Origin of the sequence: Heliomicrobium undosum, assembly GCF_009877425.1 — a bacterium.
Classification (GTDB): domain Bacteria; phylum Bacillota; class Desulfitobacteriia; order Heliobacteriales; family Heliobacteriaceae; genus Heliomicrobium; species Heliomicrobium undosum.
Window position 1 is genome coordinate 1 of sequence record NZ_WXEY01000005.1, and the last position, 22,737, is coordinate 22,737.

21 protein-coding genes and 3 pseudogenes are annotated in these 22,737 nt (G+C 56.1%); 9 read left to right on the forward strand and 15 right to left on the reverse strand.

Annotated features, from left to right (window positions below; translation table 11 throughout):
* The 3 genes and pseudogenes from GTO91_RS18025 to GTO91_RS06525 all read left to right on the forward strand — a co-directional run.
* Nucleotides 1-592, forward strand: a 592-nt coding sequence (locus tag GTO91_RS18025; protein ID WP_235919264.1) for a spore coat associated protein CotJA, incomplete at its 5' end; no start/stop codon positions are given.
* A 20-nt stretch (nucleotides 593-612) separates the two neighbouring features.
* A complete protein-coding gene (locus GTO91_RS06520; RefSeq protein WP_161256673.1) occupies nucleotides 613-870 on the forward strand; it encodes a spore coat protein CotJB in 258 nt (85 codons plus the stop codon).
* Nucleotides 871-896: 26 nt separating this feature from the next.
* Nucleotides 897-995: pseudogene (locus tag GTO91_RS06525) on the forward strand (manganese catalase family protein); the annotation flags it as partial.
* Between the two features lie 129 nt (nucleotides 996-1,124).
* Here GTO91_RS06525 and GTO91_RS06530 read toward each other — a convergent pair.
* The 3 genes from GTO91_RS06530 to GTO91_RS06540 all read right to left on the reverse strand — a co-directional run bounded on the left by GTO91_RS06530 (nucleotide 1,125) and on the right by GTO91_RS06540 (nucleotide 4,624).
* On the reverse strand, nucleotides 1,125-2,648 hold the full coding sequence (locus tag GTO91_RS06530; protein ID WP_161256676.1) for a GAF and HD-GYP domain-containing protein: 1,524 nt from the start codon (nucleotides 2,646-2,648) through the stop codon (nucleotides 1,125-1,127).
* A gap of 133 nt (nucleotides 2,649-2,781) precedes the next feature.
* On the reverse strand, nucleotides 2,782-4,419 hold the full coding sequence (locus GTO91_RS06535; RefSeq protein ID WP_161256678.1) for a recombinase family protein: 1,638 nt from the start codon (nucleotides 4,417-4,419) through the stop codon (nucleotides 2,782-2,784).
* Nucleotides 4,412-4,624 carry a hypothetical protein gene (locus GTO91_RS06540; protein WP_161256680.1) on the reverse strand — a complete coding sequence of 71 codons (213 nt, stop codon included), beginning with the start codon at nucleotides 4,622-4,624 and terminating at the stop codon, nucleotides 4,412-4,414. The genes GTO91_RS06535 and GTO91_RS06540 overlap by 8 nt, the downstream gene beginning before the upstream one ends.
* Nucleotides 4,625-4,764: 140 nt before the next feature.
* Between GTO91_RS06540 and GTO91_RS18030 the strand changes: the two are divergent.
* Nucleotides 4,765-4,851, forward strand: a pseudogene (locus GTO91_RS18030) (manganese catalase family protein); the annotation flags it as partial.
* A gap of 225 nt (nucleotides 4,852-5,076) precedes the next feature.
* Entirely contained in the window at nucleotides 5,077-6,546 is a 1,470-nt protein-coding gene (locus GTO91_RS06550) for a recombinase family protein (protein WP_161256682.1), read from the forward strand.
* 96 nt (nucleotides 6,547-6,642) lie between these two features.
* Here the strand turns inward: GTO91_RS06550 and GTO91_RS06555 are convergent, their stop codons facing one another.
* The gene (locus GTO91_RS06555; protein ID WP_235919272.1) at nucleotides 6,643-7,974 is read right to left on the reverse strand and encodes a copper amine oxidase N-terminal domain-containing protein; all 1,332 of its coding nucleotides are present in this window, start codon (nucleotides 7,972-7,974) and stop codon (nucleotides 6,643-6,645) included.
* Between the two features lie 217 nt (nucleotides 7,975-8,191).
* On the opposite strand from GTO91_RS06555, the gene GTO91_RS06560 reads away from it, so the two are divergent.
* Nucleotides 8,192-8,782, forward strand: coding sequence for a copper amine oxidase N-terminal domain-containing protein (locus GTO91_RS06560; RefSeq protein ID WP_161256685.1), 591 nt, complete (start codon nucleotides 8,192-8,194; stop codon nucleotides 8,780-8,782).
* A gap of 58 nt (nucleotides 8,783-8,840) precedes the next feature.
* On the opposite strand, the gene GTO91_RS06565 is transcribed toward GTO91_RS06560, so the two are convergent.
* Nucleotides 8,841-9,233: a winged helix-turn-helix transcriptional regulator gene (locus GTO91_RS06565; RefSeq protein ID WP_161256687.1), complete on the reverse strand. Its 393-nt coding sequence runs from the start codon at nucleotides 9,231-9,233 to the stop codon at nucleotides 8,841-8,843.
* Between the two features lie 66 nt (nucleotides 9,234-9,299).
* Between GTO91_RS06565 and GTO91_RS06570 the strand changes: the two genes are divergently transcribed.
* The 3 genes and pseudogenes from GTO91_RS06570 to GTO91_RS06580 all read left to right on the forward strand — a co-directional run bounded on the left by GTO91_RS06570 (nucleotide 9,300) and on the right by GTO91_RS06580 (nucleotide 12,437).
* Nucleotides 9,300-9,605, forward strand: a complete 306-nt coding sequence (locus GTO91_RS06570) for an NAD(P)H-dependent oxidoreductase (RefSeq protein ID WP_207708981.1) — start codon at nucleotides 9,300-9,302, stop codon at nucleotides 9,603-9,605.
* Between the two features lie 193 nt (nucleotides 9,606-9,798).
* Nucleotides 9,799-10,218 (forward strand): annotated as a pseudogene (locus tag GTO91_RS06575) (manganese catalase family protein); the annotation flags it as partial.
* Nucleotides 10,219-10,571: 353 nt separating this feature from the next.
* On the forward strand, nucleotides 10,572-12,437 hold the full coding sequence (locus GTO91_RS06580) for a CHASE2 domain-containing protein (RefSeq protein WP_161256693.1): 1,866 nt from the start codon (nucleotides 10,572-10,574) through the stop codon (nucleotides 12,435-12,437).
* A gap of 305 nt (nucleotides 12,438-12,742) precedes the next feature.
* Here the strand turns inward: GTO91_RS06580 and smpB are convergent, their stop codons facing one another.
* The 10 genes from smpB to GTO91_RS06630 form a co-directional block, all read right to left on the reverse strand.
* A complete protein-coding gene (gene smpB / locus GTO91_RS06585) occupies nucleotides 12,743-13,210 on the reverse strand; it encodes an SsrA-binding protein SmpB (protein ID WP_161256696.1) in 468 nt (155 codons plus the stop codon).
* A gap of 62 nt (nucleotides 13,211-13,272) precedes the next feature.
* Nucleotides 13,273-13,854 (reverse strand): HD domain-containing protein, encoded by a 582-nt coding sequence (locus GTO91_RS06590; protein ID WP_161256699.1) that lies wholly within the window; start codon nucleotides 13,852-13,854, stop codon nucleotides 13,273-13,275.
* Between the two features lie 26 nt (nucleotides 13,855-13,880).
* Nucleotides 13,881-14,336, reverse strand: coding sequence for a PaaI family thioesterase (locus GTO91_RS06595; protein ID WP_161256702.1), 456 nt, complete (start codon nucleotides 14,334-14,336; stop codon nucleotides 13,881-13,883).
* On the reverse strand, nucleotides 14,333-14,815 hold the full coding sequence (tatB, locus tag GTO91_RS18365) for a Sec-independent protein translocase protein TatB (protein ID WP_161256705.1): 483 nt from the start codon (nucleotides 14,813-14,815) through the stop codon (nucleotides 14,333-14,335). Before tatB ends, GTO91_RS06595 begins: the two co-directional genes overlap by 4 nt.
* Nucleotides 14,816-14,996: 181 nt before the next feature.
* Nucleotides 14,997-17,054, reverse strand: a complete 2,058-nt coding sequence (locus GTO91_RS06605; RefSeq protein ID WP_161256707.1) for a sodium-translocating pyrophosphatase — start codon at nucleotides 17,052-17,054, stop codon at nucleotides 14,997-14,999.
* 54 nt (nucleotides 17,055-17,108) lie between these two features.
* Nucleotides 17,109-17,333 (reverse strand): preprotein translocase subunit SecG, encoded by a 225-nt coding sequence (gene secG / locus GTO91_RS06610; RefSeq protein WP_161256708.1) that lies wholly within the window; start codon nucleotides 17,331-17,333, stop codon nucleotides 17,109-17,111.
* A 335-nt stretch (nucleotides 17,334-17,668) separates the two neighbouring features.
* Nucleotides 17,669-18,958, reverse strand: coding sequence for a phosphopyruvate hydratase (eno, locus tag GTO91_RS06615; RefSeq protein WP_161256712.1), 1,290 nt, complete (start codon nucleotides 18,956-18,958; stop codon nucleotides 17,669-17,671).
* 27 nt (nucleotides 18,959-18,985) lie between these two features.
* Nucleotides 18,986-20,509: a 2,3-bisphosphoglycerate-independent phosphoglycerate mutase gene (gpmI, locus tag GTO91_RS06620; protein ID WP_235919273.1), complete on the reverse strand. Its 1,524-nt coding sequence runs from the start codon at nucleotides 20,507-20,509 to the stop codon at nucleotides 18,986-18,988.
* 91 nt (nucleotides 20,510-20,600) lie between these two features.
* The gene (tpiA, locus tag GTO91_RS06625) at nucleotides 20,601-21,356 is read right to left on the reverse strand and encodes a triose-phosphate isomerase (protein WP_161256718.1); all 756 of its coding nucleotides are present in this window, start codon (nucleotides 21,354-21,356) and stop codon (nucleotides 20,601-20,603) included.
* Between the two features lie 81 nt (nucleotides 21,357-21,437).
* Nucleotides 21,438-22,625, reverse strand: a complete 1,188-nt coding sequence (locus GTO91_RS06630; protein WP_161256721.1) for a phosphoglycerate kinase — start codon at nucleotides 22,623-22,625, stop codon at nucleotides 21,438-21,440.
* Nucleotides 22,626-22,737 lie beyond the last annotated feature (112 nt).

Here is a 22,737-nt window from a genome sequence, read left to right on the forward strand (position 1 = left end):
GCCGCCGCCGCCACGCCCCTGCCCGCCGCCACCGCCGGCGAGACCTTGCCCACCGCCGTGCCCGCCCTGTCCGCCGCCCAAGCCGTGCCGACCAAAACCTTGCCCGCCGAAGCACGACTGCCGGATGCCCGAGCCCTGCCCGCAGGTCGAGCCAATCGCCCGTGAGCCGATGCCGATGCCGCCCTGCGGTCCCATGCCGATGCCCATGCCAATGGAACCCATTGCCCGCGAGCCCATGTACAGACCCATGCCTTGCGAACCGATGCCCATGCCTATGCCCGTGGAACCCATCGCCCGTGAGCCGATGCATATGCCCATGCCCTGTGAACCGATGCCCATGCCAATGCCTGTCCAGCCCATCGCCCGCGAACCGATGCATCACCGACCGGCGCCCTGCGACCCCTGTGAATCCTACGACCCCGCCATCACCGTCCCGCCGGAGATGATGAAACCCGGTTGGAAACTGGCCCGGGCCTATGTGCCCTTCCAGCAGTACTGCCCGCCCTTCTACCCGCCGGCAGAGGCCCTCTGCAAGGGAACGATTTTCCCCGGTCTCTACCGCCCCTACTGCAACGATCGGCGTCGTCGATGAGAGGGGAGGGAGGCTGACGCATGGACCGGCACCAGTTAGAATTGCTCCGGCGCATCCAGGAACTGGAGTTTGTCGCCGTGGATCTGAACCTGTTTCTCGATACCCACCCGAACGACAAGGCCGCCCTGCGGGACTTCACCCGCGTCACCGACGAACTGAAAAAGCTGAAGCATGCATACGAGACTCGCTATGCGCTGCTGACGGTGGAAGGGCATTGCCCCGGACGGTATCCCTGGAACTGGATCGAAGCGCCCTGGCCTTGGGAAATCGAATACTGACGCGGTCGGGAGGGTAGGAACGAGCAATGTGGATTTATGAGAAAAAGCTCCAGTACCCGGTCCGGGTCGAGAAATGCGATATCGGCATGGCCAGGTACCTTTTCGCCCAATACGGGGGTCCCGATTGACAGGCGCATGAAAGGGCCGCAATGTTCCTCGGAAACCTCCTAATATGGAAAATGTTTGACTTAGAATAACACATCATTCCAATAAAAACGGAACCCCCCGGGCTCATCCCCGGAGGGTTCCGTTTGTTAATCGATCTTTTCCCATACCTTTTGGTCGCAGAATATTCGATACAGTCCTTCGTCGAGTTTTCCGTCTTTGACCATAAATCCCAGGATGCGCAAGGCATCCTCGACTGGCATCGCCTTTTTGTAGGGACGGTCGGCCGCCGTCAGGGCATCGTAGACGTCGACGATGCTGAGGATGCGCGCCTCAATGGGGATATCATCACCGGACATCCGCTGAGGGTATCCCTTCCCGTCGAGATGCTCATGGTGCATCGCCGCCCACCGGGGGACGTCGGCCATCTTCGGCGGGAAGGGAACCTTCGACAGGAGGCGCTCGGTTACCTCCACATGGCCCTCCATCTGCCGCCGCTCCTCCTCGGTCAAAGTGCCGCGAACAACGCTGAGGGCCTCCACCTCCGCCGCCGTCAGCCAGGTGTGACGGTTTCCTGCTGCATCCAGGTAGGTCCGTTCCATCAACGCTTCCAATTCCCGGACGATTTCCGGGGTAATCCGGCCGGAAGGGTTGTCGGCATTGATGATCAGATCACGGATTCGTTGCCAGTCGGCCCATGCTTCTGCCCATTCGGCCTCAACCCGTTCCGCCTCTACCAGGCTGCCTTTCTCTCTGGCGGCCAGCTTGGCCTCCAGATAATCGCGGCGCAAGGCGGAGGCGATTGACTCCAGCCGAAGCAAGACCATCTCTTGCCGATCACCGAGGCGAGTGGCCTTGTTCATCACTGACAGGGGCGTGGTGATCTTGCCGATGTCATGGAGCCAGGCGGACATCACCAGATGGTTTAACCGCTGTTCATCAAAATACTCCTTCGCCCAAGGACCCTCGTTTGTCGCGTCGACGGCCCGGGCCAGGGCGCCGGCCAACTGGGCCACCCGCCGCGTGTGGTTGGCGTTGTACGGCGTCTGGGCGTCAATGGCGGTGGCCATGACCTCGACGAAGGAGTTGAAGAGTTGTTCGATGTCTTCAAGGAGTTGGCGGTTGGTCATCGAGATGGCCGCCTGGGAGGCCAGGCTGGTGACAACCTTCTCCAAATAGGGTGCGAAGGGGATCACCTTTCCTTCGCTGTCTTTGGCATTGATCAGCTGCAGTACGCCGATGACATCCGATTCGTGGTTCTCCAGCGGCACCACCAGCATGGATGTGGTTCGATAACCGGTCATCTGGTCATACCTTTTCGGTCCGGAGAAGTCAAATCCCTCCGCCTGATAGACATCGGAGATGTTGACCACTTTCCGTTTAAGTGCGGTGAAGGCGGATACGTTTTCCTGCCGCAGCGGAACGGGGGGCAGATTGACAGGCTCGCCGTTACCGCCGAGAAAAACCTTCATGATCTCGTTGTGGATGATCTTGAACACCAGTTTTTCGCTTTCGCAAAGGTAGAGGGTTCCCGCATCGGCTGAGGTGATCCGGCGCGCCTCCGTAACAATCCGGTCGAGCAGGCGGTCGTGGTCTTTTTCCGCCGAAAGGGCAATGCCGATGTCGAGCAGAGCGCCGACTTCTTCCAGGGTATTAATCAATCCGGTGCTCATGGTTCGCTAAACCCCTTCTTTACCTGGCTGGTTGCTAACCGGCTTGTTTGGCTTCGTTGTTATGTATGTATTTGCCATGACAAGCCGTCTTCCTGCTGAGCACCTCCGCAATTGGCAATGTTTCATTTTTTCTTCATGAATCCGGAAAAGTCCATGTGATTTTGCACGCATGTTCGCCATGGGCTTCGATTCGTTCCACCGCAAGTTCAAGCAGGCTGCGCTTGCGCGCGAGACCTAATTGTTCGGGATGCTCAAGGTAATTCGCCATCTTGCGGACCAGTGCGGCAATCACTTCCTGTTCCTGATCAATACGGGAGAGTTTTCGGTTGAATGCTTTCAGCCGTTCCCGCAGGTTTCTTTCCTCCCAGCGCAGTTCATCGAGCCGCCGCTTAAAAGCATGCAGGTCAATCGCTTCGGTCTCATAAGCGATTTGTTGACGCCGTTGGGCTTTTTCGTTTGCGGCGATTTGCCCCTGAAGCCTCGCCCTCTCCTCGCGTTCCTTTTGCATCCCCCCAGCGAAGCTGTCCCGCCGCTGCTGGACAAAGTCCGCCAAGGCAGCGGGTTCGACCAGCGCTTGGAGCGTGCGCGCCACTTCACTAAAGACATGCTGGTCGACCGTATCCATCTTGTAATACTTCATCGGCAGGCTGCACCGTCCGTTTTTCCCCTGGCATACATATCGGTAAATCCGACACTCACGCTGTTTCCCGCGAATGACGGTGCCGTACATTTTTCCGCCGCAGACAGAGCATAACAAAAAACCGCTCAGCAAGTATTTTGGCGCAAAGCTGCAGGTCGCTCGCGGGTCACGCTCCCGTCGCTGGCGCATAATCTCCTGAATGAGGTCAAAGTCGTCGCGGGTGATCAACGGCGGATGGGCATCCGGCACAACGATCCATTCCTCCCTGGGGCGGACCATTCGCTTGCGCTCACCGCCGGCCGTCCGGATCAGGGTGGTGGTATTATAAATAAGGAAACCCAGGTACACCGGGTTTTCCAGGATGACTTTTATCGTCGATGTGATCCATGTACCGCCACGGGGGCCGGGTATCCCGTGGGTGTTGAGGAAACGGGCGATGCGCGTCCGTCCATAGCGTGAGCCGAGGAAGAGATCGACGATCTGCCGGTACACCTTCGCTTCCGCCGGGTCGGGGACGTATCGGCCATCATGGCCATAACGATATCCGTAGGGCGGAGGCACGTTGCCCCGGCCTTCCCTCGCCTTCAATAACTGCGTTACTTTCACCCGAGCGCCCGTTGTCTTGCGCTCTTTTTGCGCGAGAGCCGCGTGGAGTATCAACAAGAACTCGTCATCATCGGTCCGGCTGTCGTAATTCTCGCGAATGCTGACCAGAAAAGCCCCCTGATCATGGAGGCGCCGTTTCAGTTCGAGCGTGTCCATCACGTCCCGGGAGGAGCGGGCTATCTCCTTGGTCACGACGCCGGTGATCCTTTTTTCGCTGATGTCGGTGAGCATCTGCTGCAGTTCCGACCGAAGCCGGGCAAACTCGCCGCTTTTGACATCCAGGTACATCCGGTGAAGTCGGTAGCCGTGGACATCACACCATTCGCGGAGATACTTTTCCTGGTTAGCGATGCTGCTGCGTTGCCCCTCCTTAGCCGTGGATACGCGGACATAGCCCCCGACAGCCAGGCCTGATTGTCCCAAGGTTTGGCGGGCATCGGCCAAGACCGGGTGACGCCCGGCTTGGCGAGGCCCGATGGTCAGACCGTCGGCAATGCTCTCGCCTATTTCATCATTCTTAGACATCTGGCGCATCACCCCCCCGCTCCCACCCTTCGCGGTTTCGATCTCGCTCTATTTCCTGCCCTTCGTAGCTTTTCTCTTTCTCGATTTCCTGCACTCTGCCGCATTGCTCCTGCGGGATCTGTCTGTCCTGTTCCATATCCTGCAAGGCCCACTGAAACAACAATCCGTACAGACGCTCCTGCAGTTCCTTCTTAAACAGCGCCATTGTGGACACCTCCCGGATGGTCGGTGTCAATACATATGCGTTAACCCTTGTCCGTTGAGATTGTCCATTAAGAAATAAGACTTCTCGGCCTGTTGGTTTATTCAATCGGCAATGGCTGTTTTTCTTATAGAACCGGTGAATCGGGGGGTCCCGATTCGGAACTGGCCGCTGCCCTGCGATATCTGACACAGCGGTATTCGATGCCTACGAAGAAAGCCAAAGGGCTTTTTATACGTTGATATGAAAAAAGCTGGATTGTCCCTTTCGCTTCCTATCATAGGGTCTAACATGAGCGTGAAAGTATCACCCAGGACGGCAGCGGCCATTCGCATCATGGTGAAGATCGCCCTTCGGATTATCGAGAAGAGGAAAAGGGGGGAGAAAAAGGATCATCCCGGCCGCGATGGCCGGGATGACGTTATTCAAAACGGTTTTGCGAAAGGAGGCCCGCTGTGACACTGATTGCGGCCTACGTTAGAGTGTCCACGGACGAACAGGCCCAACAAGGTATCTCTATCCCCGCGCAAAAATCCCGCCTTCTCTCCTACGCCCAGGCAATGGGCTGGGAAATCGTCGACTACTACATAGACGACGGATATTCCGGCAAGGACTTGAATCGTCCGGAGATACAGCGCCTGATCCGGGACGCCCAAGGAAAAAAATTTAATACGGTGCTATTCCTGAAGCTGGATCGCCTGTCACGGAAGCAGCGCGATACGCTCTACCTTCTCGAAGATGTGTTCGAGCCCAGTCACATCGGAATAAAGTCGGTAACAGAAGCCTTCGACACCACCACTCCCTTCGGCAAGGCAGCTCTCGGCATGATGGCCGTCTTCGCCCAATTGGAGCGTGAGACAATCGTCGAGCGCGTCCGGCTGGCCAAGAAGGAAAGCGCCAAACAGGGGCGCTTTATGGGCGGCCCTGCTCCCCTCGGCTATGATCATGACCCTGTCCACAAGCGCCTTATCGTCAACGAGGAACAGGCTGACCTGGTGCGTTGGATCTATGATGAGTACCTGAAGGGAGAACGGGGTTATCAAGGCATTGTAGAGCTATTGGACCAACAAGGGATCCCCTCCCCCACCGGCCGGAAGTGGAATACAGTCACAATGCGGGAGATACTCAGAAACCCGGTGTATATCGGAATGGTCAAGCATAATGGGGAACTCTACAAAGGCCAGCAGCCGGCCATTATCGTTCGAGAAAAGTGGGACGAAGCGCAGAGCCTGTTGCGGAAACGCGGCGCCATCCGCGCAGCCGCCCAAGCCCATGACGGCCTGGTATCCGGCATCGTCTACTGCGGGGAATGCGGCGCCAGGATGCGCTACAAAAGGGTGTGGCAGAACTATCCCTGTACAACACCTAAAAAGGTGATGTGTTACTATGTCTGCTACAGTCAGGACAAAAGCAGTCCCCATATGGCGAAAGATACAGACTGCCGGGTCGGCTACAAACGGGCTGAAGAGATAGAGGCCCTGGTTGTCGACGCGCTGTGCGGGTTCTCTTTCGACAAAGAGGCCTTAACAAAAATCACAGTTGATACGTTAAGTGGGAACAGCGTGAATGACCTAACACGGATGCTGAACCGTTGCAGGAAGGAAGTCTCAACGATCAACAAAAAGCTGGAACGGTGGTACTCGGCGTTCGAAAGGAATGCCATATCACCCGACGATCTCGTCCAACGCATCAAGAATCTTCGTGAACAGAAGAAGGCAATCGAGACGGAAATCGCTTCATTACAGGAGCAAATCCCAGATGCCGAGGACCGATCGGTGTCAGTATTCGAAGTGCTGGAGATATTGCAAAACTTCCCGGCCCTATGGGGAGAGGCGGATAAAGAGGAGCGCAGGGGAATTGTCCTGAACCTGATCCACCATGTGAAGGTTTTCAAGGATGGCCGGGTATCCGTTGGATCTATGTGATTTCCATTTTCCATTTCACTCTCCCTTATCAGAAAAAAGCACCGCTTTCAGTTCAACAGTCTGAAAGCGGTGCTTTTGAGCTTTATACCCTTTTAATCATCGAGAGGTTCCCTTGTTTATCGTAACTTCTTGCTTGGACGCATCCCACCCAACGCTATACCCCAAGGGTTCGGCAATCCAGCGGGCCGGTAAGAACACACGGCTGTCCAATATTACCGGCGCCACATCCATCATCACCTTGCCTCGTCTCGAGTCCTCTATTTGCCGATCGCCCACGTTTAATTTTAGAGAATGCCCATCCACTTCCAGCGCAACGGTCGTTTGTTCATCCGTTACATTCCAGGTGATGTTTTTTGGAGGAACTTTTAGCGCTTCAGCCAAATAGCGAACCGGTAAAAATATACGATCTTCTCGAATAAACGGCGCAACATCCATGTTTCGAATTAAACCGCTGATTTTGCATTGTCTGTTTCCCACGGAGAATAGGGCAACTGGAGGTTCCGGTAGGGGAAGCGGATCGGGTCTGTAGAGAAAACTCTTCGATTCGATATTTGCTTTGCTGTAACCTCCAACGCTCATATTGTAATAGGACGGCGTAGTTACCTCCTTTGACATATCACGGACAAAAATCCCGGTTATTCGAAACGTTGAGGCTTTTGAGGAAAGGCGCTCGATTCCCATCAAAAGCGCTTTTGGATCTTCATCATCGATAACTGGTTTTCTTAAAGTAATGTCTCCTGAACTAATATCCACTTTTGCGTTGGTAATATCCCAAACAAACGGCGACGACAGCTTTAGTCGAATGCTGTCCGAGCCCCGTTTTATCGTTCCTGCATCGATTTCGCGAAAGGTTAATGCCATTTCGTTGCTTCCGGAAAGCCCCTCTACGGTTCCGTACTGGCTGTCCAAATTGTAATCGTTCGAGGCTGTGCTGATAAAGTTAATCGCCTTTGATTCAAAGACCGAGCCACCGGGCGCATCAAAATATATTTTTACGTCTCTGGTCCCGCCGCCTACTTTTACCCCTTTAAACCGCAACACAATATGTCCTTTATGAAGAACCCCCCTTCCGGATACCTTTAGGACATATTCTCCATTCTGCGGTGTTATCACACCGGTGTTTTCAATGAACATATTCTGTTCTTCCTGGATTTTTTCCGGGATCGAATAAATCACTTCATTCACAGAAATTCCAGAGCCAAGGCGAATATTCAAGGAATCCATACTGCCAAGGTTCAAGTATCCCTTGGGGATTTCTATATCGATTCGTTGATCAAAACTGCTTCCAGGCGTTACGGAATCGTTATAGAAAGCCGAATAATTTGTAGAGGCCCAACCCGGACTTAGAAACGAGGGAGTGAAGAAGCTTATCGAGACAGCAAATATAACCATACAAAATGCAGCAGTACACCGGAACAAGGACTTCATTTCCACTGAATCATCCCCCACTTCATGTTTTTAGAAGAATATACGTGATATTGAATTTAGTTCCTTCTTTTCGACAAATTGTTACGAATTATTACAAGTTGTTTGCTTTCTTAATTCACAACCTAAGTAGAGCCGATAATGCAGGAGAATAGACAACCCACCCAGAATTTTTCGAAGTTAGATTTATGTCAAAAATAACCGAAAGGTGGGAACCGATTTGTTCACCCGGAATAGGCGCTGGCTTTTTACCGGCAGTCTCTTGACTCTCCTATTTTTTTGTCTAACTGCATATTCCTATGGCGCATCTCCGATTCACATTGTCGTCAACGGAAAGGTTCTCGATATCCCTACGAAAGAAACTCCGATACTTGTAAATGGTCGAGTCATGGTGCCGGCAAGGTACGTCGCTGAAGCATTAGGCGCTACAGTTAGCTGGAACAATCTAATCCCCGCTGTAGTCATTAATTCAGAAGCGAAAAACGATAGCAACAGTGAACCCACTAGACTGGGTTCCTCCTACTTGACAAATGGACGTGACATTTGGGTTCCATTTCACTCCATCCAGCAGTGCTTTGGCGCCGGCACAGATACAGAATCGATTGGTGAAAACAAGTACGTGATTACATTCGGGAAAAATAAAATTGAGTTTGAACTGGGCAATGGAACGGCCAAAGCGAACGGCGAGTCGATTTCCATCCCCAGTGCATTTATTGTCCAAGGTATGGTTTACGTTCCCGTCAAAATGTTTCAACCATTCGGCGTGCGTGCTCACATTGATGGCGATACTTGTGTGCTGCAACGAAATTAACAAAACGGTCGTTTCTATTGGAGAGCTTTCGCTATGGTCTACCGTGTGCGTAAAAGTATCACCCCGGGCCACCACGGCCATTCGCATCATGGTAAAAATTGCCCTTATCTTCCAGCAAGACGATATCTTCTCCTTGCAGTTGTCTTATTTTAATATTGTCTTTACCCCAAGAACACATAACATCAATGATCTTATTGGCTGTAACTCCATATTCTGTGAGGCTATATTCAACTTTTGGCGGCATCTGCTGGTGCACATATCTTCGTACGAGTCCATCTTTCTCAAGTTCCCGAAGCTGCTGGATGAGAACCTTTTGTGAAATGCCCTGAATATTGCGCTGTAATTCGCTTGTTCTCTTTACACCGGACATTAATAAGCATATAATCAGCGATTTCCATTTACCCCCAACTATTTCAAGCGTCGCCTCTATGCCCAGATTGTATATTTTCATAGAATAACACCTCTTTCATGCTGGATCTTTAAGTGGGTCTGAAAATTTATTGTTGCATATATTTTTTTGCGAGTCCAGTACGATGTCTTTGCTTACGGATGGGCTTATGGATCAAAAGGTGACAAGCTTAAAGGAAAAAAGCTAGGGCTTGCCATGTCCATCGGCGATAAGAAAGAAAATTATCTGCCAGGGGGCTCCGTTTCTTTTACCGTGGATGAAGTGATTACACCTTTCAAAGCCAGTACAAGACATGTAGGCGCAGTGGCATTACCCTATTTTGCTGTCTTCGGAGCTTCATTTCAAGCAAGCGATGAGGAAATTAATCACAGTGCAAAAGAATATATCCACTATATCTTTAAGCATCAACAGTAACCAAGACCTTCCGCGTTAGCTGTCTGTCATATTCGGGCTGATTCGCCGTTTTCAAGCCAGGATAAAATCCCTATATGGCGAAGCCGGGTCAGCTGGCAAACCGGCTGAAGAGTCAGAGGCAAAGGTCGTTGATACGCTGTGATGGCCGGGTAGCCATTGATCTTTATGATAATCTTCATATCAACATGTAAAAAACAATGCCAAAGGGTTGCTTACTGATATTGGAACGGAAGAACTGGCCCACCTGGAAGTTATTGCAACCCTTATTTACAAGTTGACCAAGGACGTCCCGGCAGAAAAATTGCGCGAAGTCGGTCTGGGCGGTTTTTATGCCCAACATGACAATGCGCTCTATTATGCCGACGCAAACGGCGTACCTTGGACTGCGGCTTACATCCAGGCGACGGGCGACCCTATTGCAGACCTGCATGAAGACCTGGCTGCTGAAGAGAAAGCGCGTGCCACCTATGAGCACCTGATCAACCTGACGGATGATCCCGGCGTCAAAGACGCCCTTCGCTTCCTCCGGGAGCGAGAAGTGGTACACTTCCAACGTTTTGGCGAGGCTCTGGATGACGTGCAGTTTTTTATGGATCGCAAGAAGTGCTACTAAAAAGGATCGCACCAGCCCATTCTGTGATGAAAAAACGCCTGCGTACAGTAAAACCCCCGTACCATCCGGTCCGGGGGTCTTTCCGTCTCATTTATAACGATTGATAACTTCATCAGTATAACGCTTGACAAAACTACCGTAAGAAATCGATACACCTGAGAGTCTGCGGTGTTTTTCGGTTTTTTCCTATGGTATGATTAACTAGTGCTCAGGCAAAAGGCGTTTATTTACCTTACCTTGCAAATCCCTTACAGTTCTCCTCCAACTTACCTTTCAGCATTTATTCAAGTTACTTTTCGTCTTTTGACTCAACAGCTTGTCCTATCGCGAACAAAGAAAGGAGCACTAGCCACTTGAAAGCACCGAAAGGCGTCAGCGGCCATCTCATCGCCCTCGGCCTCACGATGCTCATGTTATTGACCGCCGTTGCCGGTCTCTGGGAACCGCTGGAGGCTATGGCCTATGACATGTGGCTTCGCACGCGGGGCGTTCAAGTCACCAGCGGAAATGTGGTCATCATCGGCATCGATGACGCCTCCATCTCCAAGATCGGCCGCTGGCCCTGGAACCGGGAGATCCATGCCCGACTGCTGGAACGGTTGCGCGAAGCCAAGGTGGTAACCTTCGATTTCACCCTGGCCAACGAAGCCGATCCGCAGGGAGACGCCCGCTTAGCCGAGGCGATTGGCCGCCATGGACGCGTCGTCCTACCCGTCTTTTTCACCTTTGAAAAGGAAGGCGATGACACCTATCAGGTGATGCGCTTTCCCCTCCCTGCCTTTCGTAAAAACGCCTTCAGCATGGGTTTTGTCAACTACCCCACCGAAGCGGACAACATCGTGCGCCGCACCATGCCGGTGACCGTCGATAAAAACCGGACTATACCTTCACTCGCCCTAGCGTCCGTCATGGCCGCGCAAGGACTTGGCCCAACCAAAGCGACCCTCGCCCCTGACGGGACGGTCCAAGCAGGAGATCTCATCATTCCGACGGAAAAAAATAAGACACCGCTGCTCAACTTCGCCGGTCCGGCTCAGTCCTTCCCCACCTATTCTTACCATCAAGTCCTGGACGGCGCGCTGCCGCCGGAGGCCTTTGCCGGCAAGGTCATCTTTGTCGGAACCACATCGCCACTGCTCGGCGACATCTACAATACGCCCTTCACGCGCAGCAACCTTGTGCTCGGCGGCAATCTGCCCACCCCTGGTGTAGAACTGCACGCAACCGCCGTGGACACCTTCCTGAACCGGTCCTACTATTACCGTGCGCCCGAGGGTCTCAACCTGTTCCTGCTTGCCTTCTTTAGCGCCGCTTCATACACCGTCGCCTTGAGTCTGAAAGGGCGTCCCTGGCGCAGCCTGGCAGCCCAAATTGTGCTCACGGCTGGCTGGATCGCGATCAACGGACTGGTCTTGATCCGCGGGCACTACTGGATCAACCTGGTGGCCCCGCTGATCGCCGGTTCGGTTACATACCTCGCGGCTACCGTCTATAACTTCATCCTGGAGCAACAGGAGCGCCAAAAGGTAAAGGGCCTCTTTGGCCGTTATGTCTCGCCGGCGGTCGTCAACGAACTGCTGGCACATCCGGAATCGATCCAACTGGGCGGCCAGCGCATCGATACGACGATCCTCTTTTCCGATATCCGCGGCTTTACCGCCTACAGTGAAGGCCGCTCGCCGGAGGAGGTTGTCTCCCGCTTGAACGAGTATTTCACTCGCATGACCGGCATCATCTTCAAGCATGGCGGCACCCTCGACAAGTACATGGGCGACGGGATCATGGCTGTCTTCGGCGCTCCCATCGCTGATCCGGATCACGCCCGACACGCCCTGGAGGCCTCCAAGGAGATGTGCGACGCCCTGGTCGAGATGAATGCCCTTTGGAAAGAACGGGGGGAACCCCTCTTTGACCTGGGCGTGGGCCTGAACAGCGGCCCCGTGCTGGCCGGCAACATCGGCAGTGAGGAGCGCATGGACTACACTGTCATCGGTGAGGATGTCAACCTCGCTTCTCGTCTGGAGAGCATGAACAAGCAGTTCAAGTCCCGCATTATCGTCAGCGAACGGACGCTTCGCTACCTGGCGCCTGGGGAAACAATGCCGGAACAACTCGATCAACTGGGACTCCAAGAGATCGGCGAGGTTGCGGTGCGCGGTCTGATCCATCCGGTCAAGATCTACACGCTTCCCACCTACAATGGGGAACGGGCTGTCTAAGGAAGAACGAATAAAAGCTGGCATCGTTTTTGTACGGTGCTAGCTTTTTTTATGAAAAGCCATTTTCATCATCGCTAGTGTCACGACGGGTCATGGAAGTTTTTTATGCATAATAGTTGGAAGAGACAATGATCGCCGATTGGAAGCCGTTATAATTCATCAACTCTTTTTGTGAAAACAGCGTTTTGATACGTGGCTTTTATCACAATGTTTGGACTTTGATTTGTATTTGAATTTGACTGACTTCGGTGAGTTACATTTTGACGCTTTTCCTTGCTGTCCCTGCTGGCGCAGGGAAACCGTTCCTACTCCCCTTTTTCCCTTTGCCGCATCGCCCGGGCCATCTCCCGTTCGGCGTCGCGCCGGGCAATGTCTTCACGCTTGTCGTAATGCTTTTTCCCGCGCGCGATGGCCAGTTCCAGCTTGGCGTACCCTCTCTTTAGGTAGATGCGCAGGGGCACGAGGGTCAGTCCCTTTTGGTGCGTGGCTGCGCCGAGCTTGCGGATTTCACTCCGGTTTAAAAGCAGCTTGCGTGTGCGCGTCGGCTCGTGGTTGTAGATGTTGCCCTGTTCAAAAGGGCTGATATGCATGTTGTAGAGCAGGACTTCTCCGTTTTCGACACGGGCGTAGGAATCTTTCAGATTGCCCTTTCCCTGCCGGAGCGATTTGATCTCCGTCCCCTTCAGCGCCATACCGGCTTCATAGGTTTCGTCGATATGGTAATCATGGCGGGCGCGCCGGTTTTCGCAAAGGACTTTTTGGCCTTCGCCCATCGCGGCCCCTCCTTTCACAGCAGACTATCCATGATAGGTTGTCTATTCCTGTAGCTATCGTATCATTTCCCAGCAATGCCAAGGTCTGCGGCAATCGCTTGCATCGCTGCCAAACCGATACTGATGAAGTCGTCAAGGCTCAGGCCGATCTCGCTGCAAGCCTCAATCTGATCGCGACGGGCCCCACGAGCAAACCCCTTTTCTTTGAACCGTTTGAGCAGAAACTCGGTGTCGATGAGGCGGACGTCTTTTTCCTTTTTGATCAACGCGCCGGCGACGATCAGCCCTGTCAAAGGATCGACCGCATAGAGCGCCTTATCCATCATGCTCATCCGAGGCAGACCGTGGGCGTCATTGTGGACGCGGACGGCGTAGACCACATCATTGGGGTACCCCGCTTCAGCGAGGATATCGGCGCCCACCTGGCTGTGCCGGAGGGGATCGTCCTTTGTCTGGTCATAGTCGATATCATGGAGCAGACCGGCCAGCCGCCACCTAGCCTCATCGGCGCCAAAGCGCCGGGCGAGGGCGCCCATGACGGCTTCACAAGCGAGCATATGGTTGAAGAGGTTACGGTTGCTGTTGTACTGGGCGAGCAGCGCTAACGCCGCTTCCCGCGAAGGAAGCTTGGATGATGGCTCCATGGACGCATCGGTTCCTTTCTTTGCTGCTATTTCGATGAATTGGCAGAGGCTGTTGGTTGAGTGGGCGTTTCTTCTCGCAAGGAGCCCTCCTGGACGAGAAATCGTCCTGTCGCCTCCGCAGCGACACGGCCGTCCGTCAGAGTCGCCGTTGCCTCTACATCGATCACCTTTCCCCGTTCCCGAACGATGCGGGCAGCAAAACGAACAGGGTCGCCGAGCGGAACGGAGTGTCGGAAGCGGACCTCCATCCGTGCGGTTACTGCAGGGAGGCCCCGGGAAGACATGTTCCTGCCCATTACCTCGTCCAGCACCGTGGAGACCAAGCCGCCGTGAGTGATGCCAGCGTAGCTCTGGTGTTCGGGCTGGGGGGTAAAGTAAGTCACATAGTCATCTCCTTCCCAGGCGAAGGAGAGCTTAAGTCCAATGGGGTTGTTTTTGCCGCAGACAAAACACATGCCGTCATCAGTCAGGCTGACCGTCATCGGTTCTCCCCATCCTTTTCATCATTTTTCATCGCCGGGTTTGCCTGTGTCTCTGAAGACGCGCCATCTCGCAGCATCTGCTTATCTGTTGAGGCGCCAGCCGGTTGTTGATGAGGCGCTGATGTTAGTTCCGTTGATTGCTCCGAAACGCTGCCCTGCGCGGAAACTTGTTCAGGTCTCTTTTCCGCCGGTGTACCCAGCAGGGTTTCTTTCACCTTATCTGCTGCATACCCTTTTGGGTCGGTCATCACCGAGCGCGCTTCCCGAATCGGAGCGGAAGCCTCTTCTACGGTAGACTTCACCTCTTTGACAGGGGTCATCGCTTCGTTCAATTGCGATTTCAGCCCGTCGGTGGCCCGGCGGAATTCACCGAGCGCCTTTCCGACACTGCGCCCCAACTCAGGCATTTTGCCGGGGCCAAGGACGATCAGGGCAACGATGAAGATCAATACGAGTTCGGGAAAGCCGATATTGAACACGGAAAGTCTCCTTTCCAGGATAGGATAGGCCCATTATACCACATTTTCCCCCGCCAATTGAAAGACACCGGGCCGTCGCCGGTCCCGGTGTCACTAGGAATCAGTAGGTTGACGCATGGGCGTTGGTCGGTCGAAGCAACAATAGCAGGTTGATTCGCCGTCTCGTCCAGTGACCGACGCCTTACAGGTTGAGGAAAGGGGCGATGATCAGGGAGATGGTGCCGGTCACCTTGATCAAAGCGTTGAGAGACGGGCCGGCGGTATCCTTGAAGGGGTCGCCGACGGTGTCGCCGATGACGGCGGCGGCGTGGGCTTCCGTCCGCTTGCCGCCATGTTTGCCGCTCTCGATGTACTTCTTGGCGTTGTCCCAGGCGCCGCCGGCATTGGCCATGAAGATGGCCAGCAGGACGCCTGCCACGGTGACGCCGGCGAGCATGCCGCCCAGGGCTTGAGCGCCGAAGCCGAAACCGACGATCAGCGGGGTGATGACAGCCAGCAGGCCGGGGGCGATCATCTGGCGAATGGCCGCCTGGGTGGAGATGTCAACGCAACGGGCGTAATCAGGCTTGGCCTTGCCTTCCATCAGGCCGGGGATCTCCCGGAACTGGCGGCGGACTTCGCCAATCATCTCAAAGGCGGCCTTGCCGACGGCTTCCATGGCGAAGGCGCAGAAGAGGAAGGGCACCGTGCCGCCGATGAAAAGGCCGATGATGATCTTCGGTTCCAGCAGGTTCAGGACAAAGTGGCTGCCGGCCAGCGCCTTGGCGACGCCAGGCGACTTGATGACTTCTTCGGCAAAGGCGGTGAACAGCGCTAACGCGGTTAGCGCCGCCGAGCCGATGGCGAAGCCTTTGGCCACGGCAGCCGTCGTGTTGCCGACGGCGTCCAGTTTGTCCGTCTTTTTGCGGACTTCGGGACCCAGTTCAGCCATCTCGGCGATGCCGCCGGCGTTGTCAGCCACAGGACCGAAGGAGTCGATGGCGACAACCATGCCGGCCGTGCAAAGCATGCCCATGGCGGCCATGGCGATGCCGTAGATGCCGGCGAACTGGTAGGACACGGCGATGGCGATGACGATGATGATGATCGGCAGCGCCGTCGACTTGAGACCCACGCCGATGCCGGCGATGATGTTCGTCGCCGGACCGGTCAGGGACGAAGAGGCGATATGTTGGGCCGGTTTATAGTTGTAGGAGGTGTAGTACTCGGTGACCCAGCCGATGGCCACGTTGACGAGCAGGCCAGCGACCACGGAGATCGTCAAGCCTACAGGCACGCCGGAGGGGAAGACACTCGGATCAGCCGTGACGCCCTCAAAGAGAGAGGCGGCGATGAAGTACGTGGCAATGGCCGTCAGGAAGTTGGTGCCCCAGAGGCCTTTGTTCAGCGCCATCTGCGGATCGCCGTCTTCGGTGGTGCGGACGAGGAAGGAGGCGATGATAGCGGCGATGATCCCAGCGGCGCCGATGAGCAAGGGGTAGAAAAGCCCTTCCAGGCGGCCCGGGAAGACGGTGATGCCGATCAGCATGGCGGCAATGGTCGTAGCCGCATAGGATTCGTAGAGGTCGGCGCCCATACCGGCCGTATCGCCCACGTTGTCACCCACGTTGTCGGCGATGACGGCAGGGTTGCGCGGGTCATCTTCGGGGATGCCGGCCTCGACTTTACCGACCAGGTCGGCGCCGACGTCGGCCGCCTTGGTGAAGATACCGCCGCCGACGCGGGCGAAGAGGGCGATGACAGAGGCGCCGAAGGCGAAGGAGTTGATGATCACAGCGTCCTGGAAGATGATGTACAGGACCGATACGCCGAGCAAACCGAGGCCGGCTACCGACATGCCCATAACGGCGCCGCCGCGGAAGGCGACGGAGAGGGCTTCATTGAGGCCGCGCATGGCCGCAGCCGTCGTCCGGGCGTTGGACTTGGTGGCGATGGTCATGCCCACATAACCGGCGACGGCGGAGAAGCCGGCGCCGACCAGGAAGGAAATGGCTTGTCCCCAGGCGAGCTTCTGGTTGCCCCAGTTGCCAGCCAAGAGGGCGACGAAGATGATCAGGGCAAAAGGGATGAGGGTCTTGTACTGGCGGTTGAGGAAGGCCATGGCCCCTTCAAATATCGCTTGAGAGATCTCTTTCATGCGCTGGGTCCCTTGGTCCTCTTTTAGCACGCTCATGGCCAGATAGGCGGCGAAAAGGAGGCCGACGACGCCGGCCACCGCCGCGATCAACGGGTAATTCACGGAGTGTTCACGCTCCTCATGTTATTCCCGTAGTCTAGGACGCTCTATCAAGTTTTACCCTACCATGGACAGCCCCAATGCGCTGAGCAAGAACAACGCGGCAAACACCATCGTCAGCTTGCTGAGCAGGTCGTCAAGCCCTTTTTTCTTGCCAAAAAAGCTTTCGGCCCCGCCGGCGATCGCCCCGGACAGTCCGGCGCTCTTTCCCGATTGCATCACGACAGAAGCCATTAAGCCGATGCTGGCGATGACGTGAAGGATAATGACAAATGTGGTCAAGGTCACACCTCCCCTACCTTAATCCTGGCATTTTTAACATATGAATTTTAGCACGCCAACCAGACGAAGACAAGTCAGAGGCGTTTATCGTGAGATTATTCTCATTAAAGCGATATAATCTCCCTTTTTGCTTGTTTTTGAAAAAGACAAGGGGATCCGGGTCGGAAACCCGGATCCCGCAATCATATTTTATCCAGGGAATATGCAATTCATACCATTCATGGATACCGCCGGCCAATCTGTAGAAGTTCCGTCGGAAGATTCAGTGGAGTTAGCGAAGCAGTTTCCGGGAAGTTCCGTATAACCCCCGCCGGTAGTCTGAACCTCTGTAAGTTTTACCGCCGCTCCAGGTTGAAGAAGGTCTTCTTGCCGCGGTAAAGGGCGCGCTCGTCCAGTTCCTCTTCGATCCGCAGCAATTGGTTGTACTTGGCGACGCGGTCGGTCCGGGAAGGCGCGCCGGTCTTGATCTGACCTGCGTTGACAGCGACGGCCAGATCGGCGATGGTGGCGTCTTCCGTCTCACCGGAACGGTGGGAGATGACGGTCGTGTAGCCGGCCCGGCGCGCCATCTCGATGGCGGCCAGCGTTTCGGTGATCGAGCCGATCTGGTTGACCTTGATCAGGATGGAGTTGCCGACGCCGGTCTCAATACCCTTTTCCAATTTTTCCGTGTTGGTGACAAAGAGGTCGTCGCCGACCAGTTGCACCCGCTTGCCGAGGCGATCGGTGAGCAGTTTCCAGCCTTCCCAGTCATCTTCGTTCAGGCCGTCTTCGATCGAGACGATGGGGTAGCGGTTGACAAGGTCTTCCCAGTAGTCGACCATCTCCGTGGAGGACTTGACCTTGCCCTCCCCTTCCAGGTGGTACTTGCCGTCCTTGTACATCTCTGATGCGGCGGCGTCAACAGCAAGCAGCACATCCGTGCCGGGATTGTAACCGGCCGCTTTGATCGCCTCGATGATCACCTGGAGAGCTTCCTCGTTGGAGGACAGGTTGGGGGCGAAGCCGCCTTCATCGCCGACAGCCGTATTCATACCTTTGCCTTTGAGCACCTTTTTCAGGGCATGGAAGATCTCGACGCCCATGCGCAGGCCCTCGGAGAAACTGGCCGCGCCGATGGGCATGACCATGAACTCCTGGATGTCCACGTTATTGTCAGCGTGCTTGCCGCCGTTGAGGATGTTCATCATGGGGACAGGCAGTTCGCGGGCAAAGACGCCGCCCAGGTACTGGTAGAGCGGCAGACCGACAAACTGGGCCGCCGCCTTGGCGCAGGCCATGGATACGCCCAGGATGGCGTTCGCGCCAAGACGCCCTTTGTTGGGTGTGCCGTCCAGTTCGATCATCCGCTGGTCGATATCCATTTGCCGGGTCACATCCCAGCCGATCAGTTCCGGCGCGATCTCCAGGTTCACATTGTCGACGGCGTTTTGCACGCCCTTGCCGAGGTAGCGCTCCTTGTCGCCGTCGCGCAGTTCCACGGCCTCATAAGCGCCGGTGGAAGCCCCCGACGGCACCGCCGCCCGACCCAGCGTCCCATCTTCCAGCACCACATCGACCTCAACGGTCGGATTCCCGCGGGAGTCCAGAATCTCACGAGCATAGATTTCAGCGATAACCGACATTAAAACAATTCCTCCCAAAACATGTTTTTATTGGATCAGCGACTTCCCCGTCATCTCCTGGGGCGGCTCCAGGCCGAGCAGTTCCAGCAGCGTCGGCGCGATGTCCTCCAGTGCGCCGGCGGCGCGCAGCCGCCGGTCCTTATGGCGATCGCTGACAAGGAGCACCGGCACCAGATTGGTGCTGTGGGCCGTATGGGGTCCCCCGTCATTGGCGTCGATCATCATCTCCACATTGCCGTGGTCGGCCGTGATCAACAGGGCGCCGCCTTTTTCCAGCACCGCCGGGGCGATGCGGCCCAGGCATTCGTCGACAGCCTCCACAGCCTGGATGGCCGCCGGCAGCATGCCTGTATGACCGACCATATCGGGGTTGGCGAAGTTCAGGATGATGACGTCGTATTTTTCCGCTGCGATCTCGGCCAGCACCTTCTCGGTCACCTCGCCGGCGCTCATCTCCGGCTGGAGGTTGTAGGTGGCCACCTTCGGCGAAGGGACGAGGATGCGGTCCTCGCCGCGGTTTGGATCCTCTACGCCTCCGTTGAAGAAGAAGGTCACATGAGCGTATTTTTCTGTCTCGGCGATGCGCAGTTGCCGCAGTCCGGCTCTGGCGATTACCTCACCAAAGGTGTTCTCCAGGTTTTGCGGCATGAATGCCACCGGCGCCTCAATCGTGGCGTCGTACTGGGTCAGACAGCAAAAATGCACCTGCGGAGACTGGGGTCCACGGTCAAAGCCGGAAAACGCAGCGTCCACGAAGGCCCGCGTCAACTGGCGCGCCCGGTCGGCGCGGAAATTGAAAAAGATCACCGAGTCGCCGTCGCCGATGGTTCCTTTGGGATCGCCTTTCCCGTCGACGATCACCGTCGGCGGCACAAACTCGTCGGTGACGCGGGCATGGTAGGCTGCTTCAACGGCGGAAACGCCGAGTGTCGCCTTTTCCCCTCGACCGTAGACCATGGCGTCCCAGGCCTTTTCGACGCGCTCCCAGCGCTGGTCACGATCCATGGCGTAGTAACGCCCGCTGACCGTGGCCAGTTGTCCCCGGCCGATCTGTTCCAGTTTCTTTTCCAGGGCGTCGATGTATTCCTTGGCGTTGGCCGGCGGCACATCCCGCCCGTCCAAAAAGGCATGGACGAAAATCCGCTCAACGCCACGCGCGACGGCCATATCGAGTAGGGCGAAGAGGTGGTCCATATGGCTGTGGACGCCGCCGTCGGAAAGCAGTCCCATCAGGTGGAGCGCTTTATCGGTGTTCTTCAGACGATCCATGGACTCTGCGATGGCCCGGTTGCCTTCCAACTCTCCCGTCGCAACCGCTTTGGAGATGCGCGTCAGTTCCTGGTAGACGACGCGACCGGCGCCGATATTAAGATGGCCTACTTCTGAGTTCCCGATCTGCCCTTTCGGCAGGCCCACATACTCTCCGGAGGCCTGGATGGCCGTATGGGGGTAGGTCTCCAACAGCCGGTGGTAGTTAGGAAGATTGGCCACCTTCAGCGTGTTACCTTCCACTTCTTCCCGCAGGCCCCATCCGTCAAGGACGATGAGCATGACTGGCTTCTGTTGCGTCGATGATGACAATGGTTGTCACTTCCTTAGTGTTGCTTGCCTTGTCAATCGCTTGCTACGGCATGCACCTAGCTTATTGTTCCTCGAAGCGGACGATCCGGGCAAAGGATTCCGCCTTGAGGCTGGCGCCGCCGACGAGGGCGCCGTCGATGTCGGGCCGGTTCATCAGTTCCTTGATGTTGTCCGGTTTGACGCTGCCGCCGTAGAGGATGCGTGTCTGTTGCGCTCCATCGTCGGCCAAACCGGCCAGGACCGAGCGGATGAAAGCGCAGACCTGCTGGGCGTCATCGGGCGAGGCGGTGCGCCCCGTCCCGATCGCCCAAATCGGCTCATAGGCGATGATGACGCCGGGCAGTTCCTCCGGCGACAACCCCGCCAGTCCTTGGCGAACCTGGATCTCCACAACAGGATTGGTGACGCCCTTTTCCCGTTGCTCCAGCGTCTCGCCGACACAGACGATCGGAATCAGCCCTTCCGTTAAAGCCGCCCGGACTTTTTCCGCCACCGTGGCGTCCGTTTCACCGAAATACTGGCGCCGTTCCGAATGACCGATGATGACATAGCGGCAACCCAAGGCCTTCAACATGGGAGGAGCGATCTCGCCGGTAAAGGCGCCTTCGCGCGCCGGGTGCATGTTCTGGCCGCCGATGGAAATATTCGATCCCTCTATCGCTTCGGACGCCGCCGCAAGGGCGGTATAAGTCGGACAGAGGACGATCTCCCTGTCCATAAGCCCTTCGACGAGGGGACGCAGCGTTTCGATCATCTGCCTACCCTCGGCTGGTGTCAGATACATCTTCCAGTTGCCTGCCAATACCGGTGTCCGCATCGATTCACACCCTTAATCTGAATTCCGTCTCTTCACAAATGGAGAACCACAAAGCCCTTTGCCGGCCAAGGTTATCCTATCTCAGGCTTTATCGGCAAGCGCCGCCACGCCGGGAAGTTCGCGCCCTTCGAGAAATTCTAGGGACGCGCCGCCGCCGGTGGACACGTGGGTCATCCTGTCAGCCAAGCCCGCCTTTTCAACGGCAGCCACAGAATCGCCGCCGCCGATGATCGATACGCCCTGCACCTCGGCCATCGCTTCCGCAACACCCAGGGTGCCCCGGTCAAAAGGCACTGTCTCAAAGGCGCCCATCGGTCCATTCCAGACGACGGTCTTGGCTTCCTTCAATGCCTGGGCAAAGAGTTGGATGCTTTCGGGGCCGATGTCGAGAGCGGCTTTGTCCGACGGAATGGCGTCAACGGGGACAACTGCGGTAGGCACACCGGCAGCCAAGGTCTCGGCGACGACTACATCCACAGGCAGCAGGAAGCGAACGCCGGACGCCTTCGCCTTGTCCAACAGTTCCCGGGCCGTATCAGCCTTGTCTTTTTCACAGAGCGATTTGCCCACTTCCCGCCCCAGGGCGTAGAAGAAGGTATTGGCCATCCCGCCGCCGATGATCAGGGTGTCCACCTTGGCGAGAAGGTTGTCGATGACAGCGATCTTGTCGGCCACCTTGGCGCCGCCCATGACAGCCACGAAGGGCCGCTCCGGCGCCGCCAGGGCTTTGCCCATGATGGAGATCTCCTTGTCCATCAGGAATCCAGCCACAGCGGGCAGATAAGCGGCGACGCCGGCCGTCGACGCATGGGCGCGGTGGGCCGTGCCGAAGGCGTCGTTAACGTAGACATGGGCCAGGGCGGCCAAGCGGCGGGCAAACTCGGGATCGTTTTTCTCTTCTTCAGGGTAGAAGCGGACGTTTTCGAGCAGCACCACATCGCCGGCTTGCATCGCCCGAACGGCAGCTTCCGTCTCCGGGCCGATGCAGTCGTCCAGTTTCTTGACGGGCCTGCCGAGCAAATGAGCCAGCCGTTCCCCCGCCGCTGTCAGGCGGTACTTGTCGTTGACCTTGCCCTTGGGGCGGCCAAAATGGGAGGCCAAGATCACCTTGGCCCCCTCTTGAATCAGATATTGAATGGTCAGAAGGGCGGCTCGGATGCGGGTGTCGTCGGTGATCACACCCGTTTCGTCGACGGGAACATTGAAATCGACGCGCACGAGGACGCCTTTTCCCCGCACATCGATATCGCACACAGTCTTTTTGTTCAACGCCGAAACCTCCAACGTCAATTTCCCGGCGGGGGCAGGCCCCGCCGGTTCTATCGTCAACCGATTCGATTCTGTATCTTCTTCTTGCTCCGGGCGCAGGTTTCGCTCCCTA

Bases quoted from the DNA above. Each gene is read 5' to 3' on its own strand.
- GTO91_RS06520 (WP_161256673.1), top strand. From the start codon at position 613: ATGGACCGGCACCAGTTAGAATTGCTCCGGCGCATCCAGGAACTGGAG.
- GTO91_RS06530 (WP_161256676.1), bottom strand. From the start codon at position 2,648: ATGAGCACCGGATTGATTAATACCCTGGAAGAAGTCGGCGCTCTGCTC.
- GTO91_RS06535 (WP_161256678.1), bottom strand. From the start codon at position 4,419: ATGTCTAAGAATGATGAAATAGGCGAGAGCATTGCCGACGGTCTGACC.
- GTO91_RS06540 (WP_161256680.1), bottom strand. From the start codon at position 4,624: ATGGCGCTGTTTAAGAAGGAACTGCAGGAGCGTCTGTACGGATTGTTG.
- GTO91_RS06555 (WP_235919272.1), bottom strand. From the start codon at position 7,974: ATGAAGTCCTTGTTCCGGTGTACTGCTGCATTTTGTATGGTTATATTT.
- GTO91_RS06565 (WP_161256687.1), bottom strand. From the start codon at position 9,233: ATGAAAATATACAATCTGGGCATAGAGGCGACGCTTGAAATAGTTGGG.
- smpB (WP_161256696.1), bottom strand. From the start codon at position 13,210: ATGGGCGAAGGCCAAAAAGTCCTTTGCGAAAACCGGCGCGCCCGCCAT.
- GTO91_RS06590 (WP_161256699.1), bottom strand. From the start codon at position 13,854: ATGGAGCCATCATCCAAGCTTCCTTCGCGGGAAGCGGCGTTAGCGCTG.
- GTO91_RS06595 (WP_161256702.1), bottom strand. From the start codon at position 14,336: ATGACGGTCAGCCTGACTGATGACGGCATGTGTTTTGTCTGCGGCAAA.
- eno (WP_161256712.1), bottom strand. From the start codon at position 18,958: ATGTCGGTTATCGCTGAAATCTATGCTCGTGAGATTCTGGACTCCCGC.
- gpmI (WP_235919273.1), bottom strand. From the start codon at position 20,509: ATGCTCATCGTCCTTGACGGATGGGGCCTGCGGGAAGAAGTGGAAGGT.
- tpiA (WP_161256718.1), bottom strand. From the start codon at position 21,356: ATGCGGACACCGGTATTGGCAGGCAACTGGAAGATGTATCTGACACCA.